The organism is Halomonas sp. OfavH-34-E (assembly GCF_024124525.1).
Lineage (GTDB): Bacteria > Pseudomonadota > Gammaproteobacteria > Pseudomonadales > Halomonadaceae > Halomonas > Halomonas litopenaei.
This window is the reverse complement of record NZ_JAMXRY010000044.1, coordinates 11,980-27,153: the sequence shown is the minus strand read 5'-3', so window position 1 is coordinate 27,153 and position 15,174 is coordinate 11,980. Positions and strand designations below refer to the sequence as shown.

Here is a 15,174-nt window from a genome sequence, read left to right as displayed (position 1 = left end):
GCGCGCCGTCAGGAGCCGCCCTCGCGCTGGAAGCGCTTGATATCGCGGCGCGCCCGCTTGTCGGGGCGCTTGAGCGGATGCTTGAAGACCTCGTTGGCCTGGCGGCGCTGATCGGCCTCGCGCTCGCGACGTTCGCGACTCTGCTCGGTCTCCTGGTACAGCCGCCGCGCCTCCGGCGCCCCACGACGCTGCTCGCTGACCTCGAGCACCTCGACCTCCCACACATCCCAGCCCTGAGGCGCACGTATCAACATGCCGGGGCTCACCGACTTGCTGGTCTTGGCCCTGGCCCCGTCGACCTCGACCTTGCCACCCTCGATGGCCTTCTTGGCCAGGGCGCGGGTCTTGAAGAATCGTGCCGCCCACAGCCACTTGTCGAGTCTGACGCTATCCACGGGGGGCCTCCGGAGTCTGCGGCGCCGAGGGCATGATATCGGCGAAACGGTCCAGCGCGATAAAGTCCTTGAGCGACTTCTCCGGCCGCCGGCTGTCCGGCTGGCGGATCCCCAGCAGATGGCGAATACCGTACTCGCGGGCGCTTTCGAGCACCGCCGCGTTGTCGTCGATGAACAGGGTCCGCTCGCGGTCGAAGGGCTCGATCTCGTTGAGCGCATGCCAGAACGCCTGTTCTTCCTTGGGCTCGCCGATATCGGCAGACGACACGATGGCGTCCAGGTAGTCGTCGAGGCCCGTCAGCGGCAGTTTCAGCGCCAGACTCTCGCGATCGGCGTTGGTCGCCAGCACTACTCGCGGATGGGCGCTCTTGAGCCAGCCCAGAAAGTCCAGAGCATCGCCGCGCAGGCCGATCAGATGCTGGACCTCGCGCTTGAGCTCGACGATATCCACGTCGAGCTCGCGGCTCCAGTAGGCCAGGCTGTACCAGTTGAGAGTGCCCTGCTCCCGGATGATCCGCGCGCGCACCACTTCCTGGGTGGCCTCATCCAGCTTATGCAGTTCTACGTAGCGGCGAGGCAGATGCTCCAGCCAGAAATGACTGTCGAAGTGCAAGTCCAGCAAGGTGCCGTCCATGTCCAGCAGCACGGTATCGATGGTGTCCCAATCGAGCATTACCTCATCTCCCGCCATCACCAGCTCAATGCTTGTTCCACTGCGCCGGCGAACGTCCGCCGACACCTGAGTAACGTGTTAGTGTACCTCAAAGGCATTCGGGCTCGCAGCCCGGGCGCTTGCGCCTGGTCTCGGCCCGGTGCGGACGGCGGATGTCCCGCGACGCCGCCAACCCCATGTTCATTACGCTAGGCTCTGTCCGAAAAGTCGACGAGCGAAGGTTAGACAAGGCAAAAATCGGTGAGACAGCGCAGTTTACGGGGTGTAAATGAGCATGTTGATCCGATTTTTAACGCCGTATTACCGAGCGCAGGCACTTTTCAGACAAGCCCTAGTCATTACGCTATTCACCAGCCCATCCCACCGCCCAGGAGCTCCCATGGACGACAGTTCCCCGGAAAAACCCCGCATCCTCTCACGCAAGACCGTCGCCGAGAGCCGTCTGTTCCGGGTCGAGGAACTCGAACTGCGCTTTTCCAACGGCGCCGAGCGTCACTTCGAACGGCTGCTTGGCAACGGCAAGGGCATCGGCGCGGTCATGATCGTCGCCATGCCCGACCCCGACCATGTGCTGCTCATCCGAGAGTACGCCGCCGGTTTCGAGGACTATGTACTGACCCTGCCCAAGGGCGTCGTGGACCCCGGCGAGGATATCGTCACCGCCGCCAACCGCGAGCTGATGGAAGAGTGTGGTGTGGGCGCCCGGCGTATCGAACCGCTGGTCGAGCTTTCCCTGTCGCCCAACTATATGCGCCAGCGTATGCAGGTCATGCTGGCGAGCGACCTCTACCCCAAGCGCCTGGAGGGCGATGAGCCGGAGCCGCTGGTGGTGGAGACCCATGCGCTGGACAGCATAACCGCGCTGCTCGCCCGGGAGGACTTCCACGAGGCCCGCGCCATCGCCGCGCTGTACATCGCCCGGGACAAGCTCAAGGGCGAGCAGGCCGATACCTCGCTTTGGTAAGACCCACCCTACCAATACGACCAGGGGGCCCTGACGGCCCCCTGGTCAACGTGCCTTGGTCGAATTTGCCTTGGCCAAGCTTCCTTGGCCAAGGCCCTCTTGTCGTGCCTGGCTGATTCGCCTCAGCGACGGGCGTGCAGCCGGCGGAGGTTGCTGTTGCCTTCCTTCAGGCGCACCCAGCGCCCCTGGCGGTAGCTGTCGAGCCCCGCTTCCAGCAAGGTCATCACGTCCACCGCCTGCTCGCCGGACACCGGCGGCGGGTCGCCATGCAGCAGGGTCTGGGCGACGGCAGTGTAAAAGGCGGGATAATTGCCCGGTTCCGACAGCCACTCTTCGGTGACCAGGTCCGGCTCCTCGGCGCTGCCCCGGTTGAGGGTCAGTTGTCCCGGCGCATCGTCGACGCCCCAGTCTTCACTCGGCATCAGTCCCTGCTTGAGCCAGCCTTCCTGGGGGTCGAGCCCGTAGATCGAATAGCTACCCTCGGTGCCGTGCACCACGAAGCGCGGGCTGGGCTCGGCTACCAGCGAACTGGCCTGCAGGGTCACCCTGAGGCGGTCGTACTCGAGCAGCGCCAGAAAGTCGTCATCCACCTCGGCGCCGTCTCTGGCGGAGGCCAGTTCCAGCAGAATCGCCCGAGGCATGCCGAACAGCTCTATGGCCTGATCGAGCAGATGCGGGCCGAGGTCGTACCAGATGCCGCCACCGGGCTTGTGCTGCTCTCGCCAGCGGTTGTTCACCGCCGGTCGATAGCGATCGAAACGCGAGGTAAAGGACGTCACTCGCCCCAGCCGGCCCTGCTCCAGAAGCTTGCGCACCGTCAGGAAGTCGCAGTCCCAGCGACGATTGTGAAAGACGCTGAGCAGCAATTCCGAGCGGTCCGCCTGGGCGCGGAGCTGACGCGCCTCCGAGGCCGACACCGTGATCGGCTTGTCCACCACCACGTGCTTGCCTGCCACAAGGGCCGCCTTGGCCATGGCATAGTGCTGCTCGTTGGGTGTAGCAATCACGATCAGGTCAACGTGGCGCACCTCGAGCAGCTCGTTGAGCTTGGCGTGCACCGTCACGTCCGGAAGGTCACGCAAGACCTTGTCGGCGTCGGAGCTGACCACCGAGGTCAGCTCGAGCCCTGGCGCGGCCTGGATCAAGGGGGCATGGAAGGTCTTGGCAGCCATGCCGTAACCCACCAGGCCCACATTGAGAGTCTGTGTTTTCATAGCGGTCCCCGTGCCTGCATCTCGCCCATCTTGTCGAGGGCTTCTTTGATCTGTCGATCCCCTGTCACGTCAGAATGACCAAATCCCCGGAAATTATCGAGTTCCGGCGTACACGCAAGCTGTTTCATTTCGCTGATCGGTCGCTCATTTCTTCAAGCGAGTCGCCTGAGCGCTGGACGCCATCAACGATGAAGGCCGGCGTATGCCGGCCTTCATCGAGCTACTCTGTGCTAAAAAGCGCAGATATTAGTCGTCAAGCTTTTCCAGATCGCGCACCGCGCCCATGTCTGCCGAGGTGGCCAACAAGGCATAGGCCTTCAGCGCAGGAGTCACCTTGCGCAGACGCTGAATGCTCGGCTTCCAGGCATCCTTGCCGCGCTCCTGCTGGCGCTGGCGGCGCTCGGCAAGCTCGGCGTCGTCCAGCAGGACATTGATGCTCCGAGCGGGGATGTCGATGCGGATACGGTCGCCGTTTTCCACCAGAGCGATGGCGCCGCCGGCGGCGGCCTCCGGCGAGACGTGGCCGATCGACAGCCCTGAGGTGCCGCCGGAAAAGCGTCCGTCGGTGAGCAGGGCGCAGCCCTTGCCCAGCCCCTTGGACTTGAGATAGGACGTCGGGTAGAGCATCTCCTGCATGCCCGGGCCGCCCTTGGGGCCTTCGTAGCGGATCACCACCACGTCGCCTTCCTTCACCTTGTCGCCAAGGATATGTTCCACCGCCTGATCCTGAGACTCGACCACGTGGGCCGGCCCTTCGAACACCAGGATGCTGTCGTCGACGCCGGCGGTCTTCACCACACAGCCGTTCTCAGCGATGTTGCCCTTCAACACGGCGAGCCCGCCCTCCTTGGAGAAGGCGTGTTCGTAGTCGCGGATACAACCGGTGGCGCGGTCACCGTCCAGGCTCGGCCAGCGGGCGCTCTGGGAAAACGCCGTCTGGGTCGGGATACCACCGGGGCCGGCCTTGAAGAAGTTGACCACCTCCGCCGACGGATTGCGCATGATGTCCCACTCGTCGAGGGCCAGCTTGAGGCTGTCGCCGTAGACCGTGGGCACCGAGGTATCCAGCACTCCGGCGCGATCCAGCTCGCCGAGGATCGCCATGATGCCGCCGGCCCGGTGCACATCCTCGATGTGATACTTCTGGGTATTGGGCGCCACCTTGCACAGCTGAGGGACTTCGCGGCTCAGCCGGTCGATGTCCATCATGTTGAAGTCGACGCCTGCCTCCTGGGCCGCGGCCAGCAGGTGCAGGATGGTGTTGGTGGAGCCGCCCATGGCGATGTCCAGGGTCATGGCGTTCTTGAACGCCGCCTTGGAGCCGATGGCACGGGGCAGCAGGTGCGCTTCGTCACCTTCGTAGTAGCGCCTGGCCAGCTCGACGATGCGCTCGCCCGCCGTCTCGAACAGGCGGCGGCGATCGGCGTGGGTGGCCAGCACCGTGCCGTTGCCCGGCAGCGCCAGGCCCAGCGCCTCGGTCAGGCAGTTCATGGAGTTGGCGGTGAACATGCCGGAGCAGCTGCCACAGGTGGGGCAGGCGCTGCGCTCGACCTCGTTCAGGGTTTCCTCGTCCACCGAATCGTCGGCGGCCATGACCATGGCGTCCACCAGGTCCAGGCCGTGATCCAGCAGCTTGGTCTTGCCGGCTTCCATGGGGCCGCCGGAGACGAAGATCACCGGCACGTTGAGGCGCATGGCGGCCATCAACATTCCAGGCGTGATCTTGTCGCAATTGGAGATGCACACCAGGGCGTCGGCGCAGTGGGCGTTGACCATGTACTCGACGCTGTCGGCGATCAGATCGCGACTCGGCAGCGAATAGAGCATACCGTCGTGGCCCATGGCGATACCGTCGTCCACGGCGATGGTGTTGAATTCCTTGGCCACACCGCCGGCCTTTTCGATTTCACGGGCGACCAGCTGGCCCATGTCCTTCAGGTGAACGTGGCCCGGCACGAACTGGGTGAAGGAGTTCGCCACCGCGATGATCGGCTTCTGGAAGTCGCCATCCTTCATGCCGGTGGCGCGCCACAGGGCGCGAGCGCCGGCCATGTTGCGACCGGCGGTGGTGGTACGGGAGCGATACTCAGGCATGGAATCCTCGTCATTTTTCGTCCACCCGTGATGCAGAAGGCAACCGGGCGGTGTCGCGTGTCCAGACTGTCGATTCTGTCACGCACAGACGGCACTGACTAGCCTTGCACAGGCCATCACGCCACGGGCCCAAGAACCGCGTCATGCGGCCTCGGGCCCGATCCGGGACGGCTTGCCGGCTCACTGTCGGCGAAATGCGCCGTCATATTGCCGCTAGCCAAATACCACCTTGGCGACGTCCCTGCAGTAGCCGACGAGAGCGGTCGGCGAAATGCACCGTCATATTGCCGTTAGCCGAACACCACCTTGGCGACGTCCTTATAGCGATTGGCGAAATGCACGGTCATGCCGTCCTTGAGGTACTCCGGCAGTTCGTCATAATCGCGCCGATTGGCCTCGGGCAGGATCACCTCGAAGATATCGCTGCGGCGCGCGGCGATGACCTTCTCGCGGATCCCGCCCACCGGCAGCACCTGTCCGGTCAGCGTCAGCTCCCCGGTCATCGCCAGGTTGCGCTCGATGGACTGATGACGCGCCAGTGACAGCAGCGCCGTGGTCATGGTCACCCCCGCCGAGGGGCCATCCTTGGGGGTGGCGCCTTCCGGCACGTGCAGGTGAACAAAGGAGGCATCGAAGAAGCCGGCATCGGCGCCGTACTCGGTCAGGTGCCCCTGAACATAGCTGTAGGCGATGTTGGCCGACTCCTTCATCACGTCGCCCAATTGGCCTGTTAGCTTGAAGCCGCGATCCAGCCCGTGCACCTTGCCGGCCTCGATGGACAGGGTGGCACCGCCCATGGAGGTCCAGGCCAGGCCGGTGACCACGCCCTGCCCTTTCATCACCTTTTCCTTGCGGAACAGCGGGGCACCGAGGAATTCCTCGAGGTTCTTGAGCGAGACCTTGACCGTCGCCTGGTCGTTTTCCAGAAGCTTGACGGCGGCCTTGCGCACGATCCGGTGCAGCTGTTTCTCCAGTTGCCTGACACCGGCCTCCCTGGCGTAGCCCTCGACCACCTGGCGCAGGGCTGCGGCGGTCAGATTGATACGCTTTTTGGGGATATTGTCGCGCTTGAGCAGCTTGGGCCAGAGGTGGTTCCTGGCGATGGCCTGCTTCTCTTCGGCGATATAGCCCGACAGGCGAATCTGCTCCATACGGTCGAGCAACGCCGGCGGGATGGAATCCAGGGTATTGGCGGTGCACACGAACAGCACCTTGGACAGATCCAGACGAACGTCCAGGTAGTGGTCGAGGAAGTCGACGTTCTGCTCCGGGTCCAGCACCTCGAGCAAGGCCGAGGCCGGATCGCCCTGGAAGGACTGGCCCATCTTGTCGATCTCGTCGAGCATGATCACCGGGTTCTCGACCTCGACCTCCTTGAGCGCCTGGACCAGCTTGCCGGGCATGGCGCCGACGTAGGTGCGCCGGTGGCCCTTGATCTCGGCCTCGTCGCGCATGCCACCCACCGAGAAGCGATAGAACTCACGGCCGAGCGCCTCGGCGATGGAGCGACCGATGGAGGTCTTGCCGACACCTGGTGGTCCCACCAGCAGCACGATGGAGCCCCCCACGTCACCCTTGAAGGTGCCCTCGGCGAGGAACTCGACGATCCGCTCCTTGACGTCGGTGAGTCCGTCATGGTCGCGGTCGAGTACCTGTCTGGCGTGGGCCAGGTCCAGCTGGTCCTGGCTGCGCTGGCCCCAGGGCATGGCCGTCAGCCAGTCCAGATAGTTGCGGGTGGTGCCATATTCGGGCGAACCGGTCTCGAGCACCGACAGCTTGGCCAGCTCGTCGTCGATGCGTTCCTGCACCCGCTCGGGCACCTCGCGGCCCTCGAGGCGCGCGCGGAAGGTGTCGACGTCGTTTTCACGGTCGTCCTTGGAGATGCCCAGCTCACGCTGGATCACCTTGAGCTGCTCGCGCAGGAAGAATTCGCGCTGACGCTCCTGCATCTGGGCGTTGACCTGCTCGCTGATCTCGCTCTGCAGCTGCGCCACCTCGATCTCCTTGCGCAGCAGCGGCAGCACCTTCTGCATCCGCGGCACCACCGGCAGCGTGGCGAGCACGTCCTGCAGCTCCTGCCCCTGGGCGGAGGTGATGGCGGCGGCGAAGTCGGTCAACGGGCCCGGCTCGTGGGGACTGAAGCGATTGAGGTAGTGCTTGAGTTCCTCGCCGTACAGCGGATTGATCGGCAACAGTTCCTTGATGCCGTTGATCAGCGCCATGGCGTAGGCGCGGGTCTCGTCTTCCTCCGCGTCCACCGGCTCGCGAGGGTAGGACACCTCGACCAGAAACGGCGGGGTGCGCGACAGCCAGCGCTCGATCTTGAAGCGTCGCACGCCCTGGGCGATGAACTGGATCTGGTTGTCCTCGCCCTGCAGCTTGTGGGCCTTGACCGCGGTGCCGATGGTCGGAAAGTCCTCGTAGGACAGCTCCTCGACACCGGCCTCTCCGACGAAGGCGAGACCGACGGTGTCATGGGGCGTATTGGCGACCCGCTCGATGGTCTCGGACCAGCGTTCGCGGTTGATCACCAGCGGCTGCACCTGGGCGGGAAAGAAGGGACGATTGTGAATCGGCAACAGGTAAAGCCGTTCCGGCAGCGAGGCGCTGGCAGGAATCACCGCATGGCCCTGGACCTGCTCGCCATCGGCCAGGCCGTCCGCGGTTCCGTCTTCGGCGTCGCCACTCATGGGAATCCAGTCCAGATCGTCGGACCGGGGATCGCGATCATCGCTCATGGTGTCCTCATCCTGAAGTAGGGGGCGTCTTGCCCGTCTGGGTATCAGCAATGCGGGCGACCACGACCAAGTTCAAGGCGTGACAGGAGGATAGCAGCAGAGTGCCGCCATCGGGGACGCTGCCGGGCCCGGCCGGGAGGGACTTCAGGGGACAGGAATCTGGTGGCTCTTCTGACGTCTGACGGTGTGAGCGGAGTCCGCTCAACCACCCAGCAGCGGTGGTACCGGACGTCCGTTGACCCGCAGTCGCCCCTTGACCACGTCGATGCCCAGCATCGAGGTATCCAGCGGCAACCCCAGCCACAGCGCGACCACGGCCGGCGGCTCACGCCATTCGAAGTCTCCGTCCAGGCGCTGGCGAAAGCGCTCACGCATCTCGGGGCGATCCAGCGACAGCAGGCTCAGCGACGCAAGCTCTCGGGGGTCCAGCACCAGCACGCCCTCGCCCTTGAGACTCAGTCCCAGCATGGGGCTGTCGAGATCCACGTCCTTCAGATCCAGACGCGGAGAGTCCTTGAGCAACTGGGCCAGGGCGCGATCCATCGCCGAGTAGGCCTCGGCGTCCTCGAGCGAGACGGTGCCTAGCGCGGTCTTGTGACGCGCCAGGGCCACCACCGAACGCAGCGCCTCGGCGTTGATGCGAGACAGCTCCAGACTGACCTCGCCGTCCACCAGCATGTCGTCGCCGGAGCGCACCTCACCGATGGTCAAGGTGCTCTGCAGCCTCAGCTCGCTGTCATCCAGCAGGGTGCGGGCCTCGAGCACCAGTTCGGTGCCATCCAGGTTGACCTGAGGGTGACGCAGACTGACGGCGTCCAGGGTCAGCTTGTCCTGCTGGGTGAAGTGCAGGGCCCCGGGGGTATAGGCGTAACGGCTTTCGTGATGGAGCGGGCCGATTTCCAGCACCGCGTCTCCATCGCGCAACTCGATCGCCTCCAGCAGCACCTGGGTGCGCCAGTCGCCATAGACTCCGTCAAAGGCGATACGTCCACCGGAGAATTGCAGCGAGCGAGGCGCTTCACCGGACGGAGACTGACTGATGAGAAATGGTGCCAGCCGCAACTCCCCCTGCAGGGTGCCCCCCAGGGTGCGGTAGTGAGCTTCCCAGCGGGGCGGGCTTGCCGGCATGGCATCACCGAACAGGCGCCGGTCGGCGTCGCCGACGTGTACGTCGAGCCGGCCAAAGACGCTGGTATCGAGTACGCCGTGGCGTGCCTCATAGGGAATCGCAAGATGCCAGGCGTGACCGATCAGGGGAGCTACATGCAACACGCCGGAGGAACGCAGCCAGCCCTGCTCCACGTCGTCGCGCGAGATTCGCAGGTCACCGCGCGCCTCGAGATCGGCAAGCGCCCTCTCCAGTTCGCGCTCGAACAGCAGACTGGCGAGATATTGGGCCACCGCCCAGGCCAGCGCCAGCACCACCACCACCGGTACGATCCATCGTTCCTTGCGCATTCCTTGCCCTCTCTGCCGAGAGGAGCCTCCCTGCCCCCGTCGGCGTGACGATACGCTGTTCAGTGTAGCCAGAACCACAGGTGCATGGTGCACCAGGAGTAAACGCCGGCCATGACATCATCGACCATGATGCCGAAGCCGCCGGCCACGCGACGATCGGCCCAGCGGATGGGCCAGGGCTTGATCACGTCGAATACGCGAAAGACAACGAAGCCCCACAGCGCCGCTTCCCACGAAAAGGGCACCGCCGCCATGGTCAGCCAGTAGCCGACAAACTCGTCCCAGACGATACCGGAGTGGTCGTGCACGCCGAGGTCCCGGGACGTCTTGTCGCACAGCCAGACACCCCAGACGAAGGTGATGGCGATCATCACCAGGTACCAGCCCAGGGTCAGCTCGGACAACAGCCAGTAGAAGGGAATGGCCGCCAGGGTCCCGAAGGTCCCCGGGGCAAAGGGCGCCGCCCCGCTGCCCAGCCCGAAGGCAAGAAAATGGGTCGGTCGACGCCACACGCTAGCCGGTGCTTTGTTCACGATGTCCCTCCGTGGAAATGTTGCCACCCCGGCAGCGAAGAGGCATTCACCCCTTGTATCCCCGGCGACGCGGTGACCTGGCCGATGGCAACGAAGGCGAGCCCCAGTTCTGCCAGTGCCAGGCGGGCCCGATCGAACGCCGCCGACGGCAGCGCCACGACCAGCTCGTAGTCGTCGCCGCCGGTCAGGGCGGCCTCTCGGGCCGCCTCGGTGCCGAGGGCCTCTACGAGCCCTTCGGCCAGAGGCAGCGCTTCGGCGTCAAGACGCGCCCCGACACCGCTGGCTTTCAGCAGGTGACCAAGGTCGGCAAGCAAGCCGTCGGAGACGTCGATGGCCGCGCTGGCCAGTCCCCGCAGCGCCAGACCTGCCTGCCAGCGCGCCTGGGGCAACAGGTAGCGGGCAAGCAGCGGTGACTCAAGATCTCGCTGACCCTCGTACCAGGCCGCCAGCCCCCCGGCGCCGCCACCCAGCGCACCGGTGACCGCCAGCACGTCGCCGGCGCGGGCGCCGTCGCGACGCAGCGCCTCGCCCGTGGGTACCTCACCCATCACGGTGACGCTGACGGCGCGTTGGCCCCGGGTGACGTCGCCCCCGACCAGGGTCATGTCCGCCTCGTCGCACACAGCATGGAAGCCCTGGGCAAACTTTGCCACCCACTGCTCTTCCACCTCGGGCAACGTCAGCGCCATCAGACACCAGCGCGGCTGCGCGCCCATGGCGGCCAGATCACTCAGGCTCACCGCCAGGGCGCGATGCCCCAGCGCCTGCGGCGGTGCGTCTTCGGGAAAATGCTGGCCTTCCACCGAGGTGTCGACGCTGACCACCAGTTCGTGCCCTGGCGCAGGGCGCATCAGGCAGGCATCGTCACCCACCCCGAGCGAGACGCCGGAGGCCTTGCCGGGCTCGCCCGTCGTGGGCGCCAGCCAGCGCTCGATGAGTTCGAATTCTCCGTACATCAGGCGCGACCTTCAGCGGCGACGGGCACTGACCTCGGCGCTTCTGAGCTTGATGGCCAGCTTGTCGAGAATGCTGTTGATGTACTTGTGGCCATCGGTGGCGCCAAAGGACTTGGCCAGCTCGACCCCTTCGTTGATCACCGCCCGATAAGGGACCTCCAGACGCTTGGACAGCTCATAGGCCCCAAGGCGCAGGATCGCCAGCTCGATCGGATCGATGTCCTCGAGGCGGCGGTCCAGCAGCGGCGAGATCGAGGCGTCGAGCTCCTTGCGGTAGCGTGCAACGTTATGCAGCAGCTCATGGAACAGCGCCAGATCGGCAATTTCCATGACCTTGAGCCAGTTCTCGTGCACCTCCAGGTCGTCATCGGGCACCTGGCTGCGAAATTCGGCCTCGACCGCGGTGATGGACTTGTCCGTCATCTGCCACTGATAAAGTCCCTGCACCGCCAGCTCGCGAGCCGCACGGCGAGACTGCTGGGCCTTGCTGGGCGCACGCTGTTCGCGGCTCATGCGGGGGTCTCCTCGGCATCGTCACCAAAATGACGCAGCAGCGACACCATCTCCATGGCAGCCATGGCGGCTTCGACGCCCTTGTTACCGGCCTTGGTGCCGGCCCGCTCGATGGCCTGCTCGATGGAGTTGACCGTCAGCACACCGTTGGCCACCGGGGTATCGAACTCCAGCTGCAGCCGCGACAGCGCGGAATTGCACTCGCCGGCCACGTGCTCGAAGTGCGGGGTACCGCCGCGAATGACCGCGCCGAGCGCGACCACGGCGTCGGGACGCGCCACCGCGAGCACACGCTTGACCGCCAGCGGCAGTTCCCAGGCGCCCGGGACGTGGACGATGTCGATCATCTCCATGTCCACCCCGTGGCGCACCAGGCTGTCCACCGCGCCCTCGACCAGGCTATCTACCACATGGTGATTGAAGCGGCCCACGACGATCACGTAGCGGCCCTGGACGTCGACGAAGCTGCCTTCGACTTGGGAAATAGGTTGCATCTTGAATCTTCCTGAATGTACCGGCCTGGGGCCGGTAGTCGGGGTGACCCTGTCAAAGGGCCTGTCCCCTGGTAAAAACCGAAACACCGGACGCCAGCATTACTGCCTCGCCCGGCGTGAATCAACCGCTGATATCAGCTGGCGAGACGATGTCCACCACCTCGAGATCAAAACCCGACAGCGCGGAGAACTTCCACGGTGAGCTCAGCAGACGCATCCTGCCGACACCGAGCTCGCGCAGGATCTGGGAGCCGGTTCCGATGGTCAGGTAGTTGCCGGCGCCGTCGGACTCGCTGCCGCGAGCGGTGCGGCGGCGCTCCAGGAACACCTGCAGCATATCGTTGAGGTCCTGATGCGGACGCATGTCATCGAGCAGCACGAAGACACCCTGCTCGGCCCGCGCCACCTCTTCCAGCGCCTGGTGGGCGCGCCAGGAGGCGTCCTCGCCCTTGACCAGGCACATCAGGTCACGCATCTCGTTGGCCAGATGCACCCGCACCGTGGTCACGCTGTCCGGACTCGGCGAGCCCTTCACCAGCGCCAGGTGGTGCACCTTGTGGGTGCGGTCGAGAAAGACGTGGGCGGTCAGCTCACCGTAGGCGGTGGTCACCGGCAGTCGCTCGACCTCTTCTACCGTCTGCTCGTTGTGGATCCGGTAGTGGATCAGGTCGGCGATGGTGCCCATCTTGATCCCGTGGGTCTCGGCGAAGCGCTCGAGCTCAGGACGTCGGGCCATGCTGCCATCGTCGTTCATGATCTCGCAGATCACACCGCTGGGATCACAACCGGCCAGGGCGGCCAGATCGCAGGCCGCCTCGGTGTGGCCGGCGCGCCTGAGCACGCCGCCGGGCTCGGCCATCAGCGGAAAGATGTGGCCGGGCTGGACGATGTCTTCTGCCTTGGCATTGCGCGCGCTGGCGGCCTGCACCGTGCGTGCGCGGTCAGCAGCGGAGATGCCGGTGCTGACGCCTTCGGCGGCCTCGATGGACAGGGTGAACTTGGTACCGAAACCGGAGCCATTGTCCTGCACCATCAGCGGCAGCTTGAGCTGTTCGCAGCGCTCCCGGGTCATCGGCATGCAGATCAGACCACGGGCGTGAACCGCCATGAAGTTGATGTGCCAGGCCTCGACCTTCTCGGCGGCCATGATGATGTCACCTTCGTTTTCCCGATCCTCGTCGTCCATCAGGATCACCATACGGCCCTGGCGGATATCCTCGACGAGTTCGGCAATAGGGGCCAGGCCCCCGCTGGAAGACTGCGACATGTATGCTCCCTGGATCTAAAATGGCCACTCGCGACGGCGGCCAGAAACCGCGTCAGGGTACCGTGGCGCGGCGTCGGGCGCCAGTCAAAGACAAAGACCAGACAGGGCGTCGGGCGCCGCTTATATCAAGATCGGCCACTGCGACTCCGCGTCGGGCGCCGCTTATATGAAGCCCCGCTACTACGATCCCGGGCCCCGGTGACTTTCGTCGGGTCAGTGCTCGGCGCAGGCGGCCAGCGCCGGGCGCGCCAGAATACGCCAGTCCTTGCCGAGGGCACGGATATCGAGAATTTCCAGAGGCCGCTGCTCGGCCATGCGTTCGATGCCCGACAACGCCATCAGCCCGCGCGCGTCGGAGCCGAGCAGGGTCGGCGCCATGTAAAGACGCAACTCGTCCACCAGACAGGCATCCATCAAGGCACCTGCCAGGGTCGCGCCGGTCTCCACCAACAGCTCGTTGCAGCCGCCCTCGTCACCGAGCCACTTGAGCAGCGCGCCAAGATCGACGCGGCCGTCGTCGCCTGCAGGCATCTCCAGCACCCGCGCGCCGGAGCGCATCAGCGCGTCTCTGCGAGGGGATTCGCTGCCCTCGACGCAGACCACCAGCGTCTCCCCTGGCTCGCTCAGGCAGGCCGCGGCCAGCGGCATGCGCAGGCGCGAGTCCACCACGACCCTAAGCGGCTGGCGTCGGGCGATGACTTCGGCGTCATCGAGCCCGAGCTGATCGGCACGCACCGTCAGCCGCGAGTTGTCGAAGATGATCGAATCCACCCCGGTGAGGATGGCGCAGCTCTGAGCCCGCAGCCGCTGGACGTCACGCCGAGCCTCGGCACCGGTGATCCACTGGGACTCGCCGGAGGCCATGGCGGTACGGCCGTCGAGGCTCATGGCGAGCTTGAGGCTGACCCGTGGACGCCCCCGGGTCATGCGCGACACGAAGCCGGCGTTCAATACCTGGGCGTCCGCCTCGAGGCAACCGAGCCTTACCTCGACCCCGGCGTCACGCAGGCGTGCGATACCGCGTCCCGCCACCTGAGGATTGGGATCCTGCATGGCTACCACCACCCTGGCGACACCGGCCTTGATCAAGGCATCGCAGCAAGGCCCTGTGCGCCCCTGGTGAGAGCAGGGTTCCAGCGTCACGTAAGCGGTGGCGCCTCGGGCGTGCTCACCGGCAGCCTCGAGTGCATGGACCTCGGCGTGGGGCTCCCCGGCGCGCTGATGGTAGCCGTCGGCCAGATGCTTGCCGTGCTTGACCAGTACGCAACCGACCCTCGGATTGGGCATGGTGGTGTAGCGACCGCGTTCGGCCAGCTTCAATGCCCTGGCCATCCAGGCTTCATCCTGGCCTGCCGTGATGTCCGTCGGATTCATGTGCTCTCCCCGGTGTCGGGCGAGAAACTCGGCTCCTGGGCCAGGCGGTCGATCTCGGCGCGAAATTCGTCGATATCCTGAAACCGTCGATAGACTGAAGCAAAGCGGATATAGGCCACCTGATCGAGGCGCTTCAGGGCATTCATCACCTCTTCACCGACCACCCGCGCCTGGACCTCGCGCTCGCCCCGTGCGCGCAGGTTCTGGCGGATACGTTCCACCGCCGCCTCGATCGACTCGGCGCTGACGGGGCGTTTTTCCAGCGCCCGCAGCATGCCGGCCCGCAGCTTGATCTCGTCGAACACCTCCCGCGAGCCATCGGCCTTGATGATCCGTGGCATGATAAGTTCAGCGGTCTCGTAGGTGGTGAAGCGCTCACCGCAGCCAGCACACTGCCGCCGTCGGCGCACCTGATCACCTTCGGCGACCAGCCGGGAGTCAGTCACTCGGGTCTCTTGGGCGCCACAGAAGGGGCAATGCATAGCGGACAGTCCGGCAGGA

The 15,174-nt window shown here is 65.3% G+C and carries 14 protein-coding genes; 1 reads left to right on the top strand and 13 read right to left on the bottom strand.

Annotation, left to right across the window (positions count from 1 at the left end; translation table 11 throughout):
* Positions 1–8 precede the first annotated feature (8 nt).
* Together NH448_RS17370 and yrfG are read right to left on the bottom strand one after the other, a co-directional pair.
* The gene (locus NH448_RS17370) at positions 9–395 is read right to left on the bottom strand and encodes a S4 domain-containing protein (RefSeq protein ID WP_108131399.1); all 387 of its coding nucleotides are present in this window, start codon (positions 393–395) and stop codon (positions 9–11) included.
* The gene (gene yrfG, locus NH448_RS17365) at positions 388–1,068 is read right to left on the bottom strand and encodes a GMP/IMP nucleotidase (protein WP_124802666.1); all 681 of its coding nucleotides are present in this window, start codon (positions 1,066–1,068) and stop codon (positions 388–390) included. The genes NH448_RS17370 and yrfG overlap by 8 nt, the downstream gene beginning before the upstream one ends.
* 379 nt (positions 1,069–1,447) lie before the next feature.
* Between yrfG and nudE the strand changes: the two genes are divergently transcribed.
* Positions 1,448–2,032, top strand: a complete 585-nt coding sequence (gene nudE, locus NH448_RS17360) for an ADP compounds hydrolase NudE (RefSeq protein ID WP_045993076.1) — start codon at positions 1,448–1,450, stop codon at positions 2,030–2,032.
* 122 nt (positions 2,033–2,154) lie between these two features.
* On the opposite strand, the gene NH448_RS17355 is transcribed toward nudE, so the two are convergent.
* The 11 genes from NH448_RS17355 to nrdR form a co-directional block, all read right to left on the bottom strand.
* A complete protein-coding gene (locus tag NH448_RS17355) occupies positions 2,155–3,246 on the bottom strand; it encodes an oxidoreductase (protein ID WP_124802668.1) in 1,092 nt (363 codons plus the stop codon).
* Positions 3,247–3,492: 246 nt separating this feature from the next.
* A complete protein-coding gene (gene ilvD, locus NH448_RS17350; protein WP_045993078.1) occupies positions 3,493–5,340 on the bottom strand; it encodes a dihydroxy-acid dehydratase in 1,848 nt (615 codons plus the stop codon).
* A 290-nt stretch (positions 5,341–5,630) separates the two neighbouring features.
* A complete protein-coding gene (gene lon / locus NH448_RS17345; protein WP_108131396.1) occupies positions 5,631–8,078 on the bottom strand; it encodes an endopeptidase La in 2,448 nt (815 codons plus the stop codon).
* Positions 8,079–8,279: 201 nt separating this feature from the next.
* Positions 8,280–9,536 carry a DUF945 family protein gene (locus tag NH448_RS17340; RefSeq protein WP_253029120.1) on the bottom strand — a complete coding sequence of 419 codons (1,257 nt, stop codon included), beginning with the start codon at positions 9,534–9,536 and terminating at the stop codon, positions 8,280–8,282.
* Between the two features lie 59 nt (positions 9,537–9,595).
* Entirely contained in the window at positions 9,596–10,069 is a 474-nt protein-coding gene (locus NH448_RS17335) for a phosphatidylglycerophosphatase A (RefSeq protein WP_045993081.1), read from the bottom strand.
* Positions 10,066–11,025 (bottom strand): thiamine-phosphate kinase, encoded by a 960-nt coding sequence (gene thiL / locus NH448_RS17330; RefSeq protein WP_045993082.1) that lies wholly within the window; start codon positions 11,023–11,025, stop codon positions 10,066–10,068. Before thiL ends, NH448_RS17335 begins: the two co-directional genes overlap by 4 nt.
* Positions 11,026–11,037: 12 nt before the next feature.
* On the bottom strand, positions 11,038–11,538 hold the full coding sequence (nusB, locus tag NH448_RS17325; protein ID WP_045993083.1) for a transcription antitermination factor NusB: 501 nt from the start codon (positions 11,536–11,538) through the stop codon (positions 11,038–11,040).
* Positions 11,535–12,032: a 6,7-dimethyl-8-ribityllumazine synthase gene (gene ribE / locus NH448_RS17320; RefSeq protein ID WP_045993084.1), complete on the bottom strand. Its 498-nt coding sequence runs from the start codon at positions 12,030–12,032 to the stop codon at positions 11,535–11,537. Before ribE ends, nusB begins: the two co-directional genes overlap by 4 nt.
* 121 nt (positions 12,033–12,153) lie before the next feature.
* On the bottom strand, positions 12,154–13,299 hold the full coding sequence (ribBA, locus tag NH448_RS17315) for a bifunctional 3,4-dihydroxy-2-butanone-4-phosphate synthase/GTP cyclohydrolase II (protein WP_253029119.1): 1,146 nt from the start codon (positions 13,297–13,299) through the stop codon (positions 12,154–12,156).
* 213 nt (positions 13,300–13,512) lie between these two features.
* Positions 13,513–14,673 (bottom strand): bifunctional diaminohydroxyphosphoribosylaminopyrimidine deaminase/5-amino-6-(5-phosphoribosylamino)uracil reductase RibD, encoded by a 1,161-nt coding sequence (gene ribD, locus NH448_RS17310; protein ID WP_108131393.1) that lies wholly within the window; start codon positions 14,671–14,673, stop codon positions 13,513–13,515.
* Complete coding sequence (gene nrdR / locus NH448_RS17305) at positions 14,670–15,155, bottom strand: transcriptional regulator NrdR (RefSeq protein ID WP_045993087.1); 486 nt, start codon at positions 15,153–15,155, stop codon at positions 14,670–14,672. The genes ribD and nrdR overlap by 4 nt, the downstream gene beginning before the upstream one ends.
* Positions 15,156–15,174 lie beyond the last annotated feature (19 nt).

What these genes read in the sequence shown, in the direction of transcription:
- yrfG (WP_124802666.1), bottom strand. Translation starts at nt 1,068, where the DNA reads ATGCTCGATTGGGACACCATCGATACCGTGCTGCTGGACATGGACGGC.
- nudE (WP_045993076.1), top strand. Translation starts at nt 1,448, where the DNA reads ATGGACGACAGTTCCCCGGAAAAACCCCGCATCCTCTCACGCAAGACC.
- NH448_RS17355 (WP_124802668.1), bottom strand. Translation starts at nt 3,246, where the DNA reads ATGAAAACACAGACTCTCAATGTGGGCCTGGTGGGTTACGGCATGGCT.
- ilvD (WP_045993078.1), bottom strand. Translation starts at nt 5,340, where the DNA reads ATGCCTGAGTATCGCTCCCGTACCACCACCGCCGGTCGCAACATGGCC.
- lon (WP_108131396.1), bottom strand. Translation starts at nt 8,078, where the DNA reads ATGAGCGATGATCGCGATCCCCGGTCCGACGATCTGGACTGGATTCCC.
- NH448_RS17340 (WP_253029120.1), bottom strand. Translation starts at nt 9,536, where the DNA reads ATGCGCAAGGAACGATGGATCGTACCGGTGGTGGTGGTGCTGGCGCTG.
- thiL (WP_045993082.1), bottom strand. Translation starts at nt 11,025, where the DNA reads ATGTACGGAGAATTCGAACTCATCGAGCGCTGGCTGGCGCCCACGACG.
- nusB (WP_045993083.1), bottom strand. Translation starts at nt 11,538, where the DNA reads ATGAGCCGCGAACAGCGTGCGCCCAGCAAGGCCCAGCAGTCTCGCCGT.
- ribE (WP_045993084.1), bottom strand. Translation starts at nt 12,032, where the DNA reads ATGCAACCTATTTCCCAAGTCGAAGGCAGCTTCGTCGACGTCCAGGGC.
- ribBA (WP_253029119.1), bottom strand. Translation starts at nt 13,299, where the DNA reads ATGTCGCAGTCTTCCAGCGGGGGCCTGGCCCCTATTGCCGAACTCGTC.
- ribD (WP_108131393.1), bottom strand. Translation starts at nt 14,673, where the DNA reads ATGAATCCGACGGACATCACGGCAGGCCAGGATGAAGCCTGGATGGCC.
- nrdR (WP_045993087.1), bottom strand. Translation starts at nt 15,155, where the DNA reads ATGCATTGCCCCTTCTGTGGCGCCCAAGAGACCCGAGTGACTGACTCC.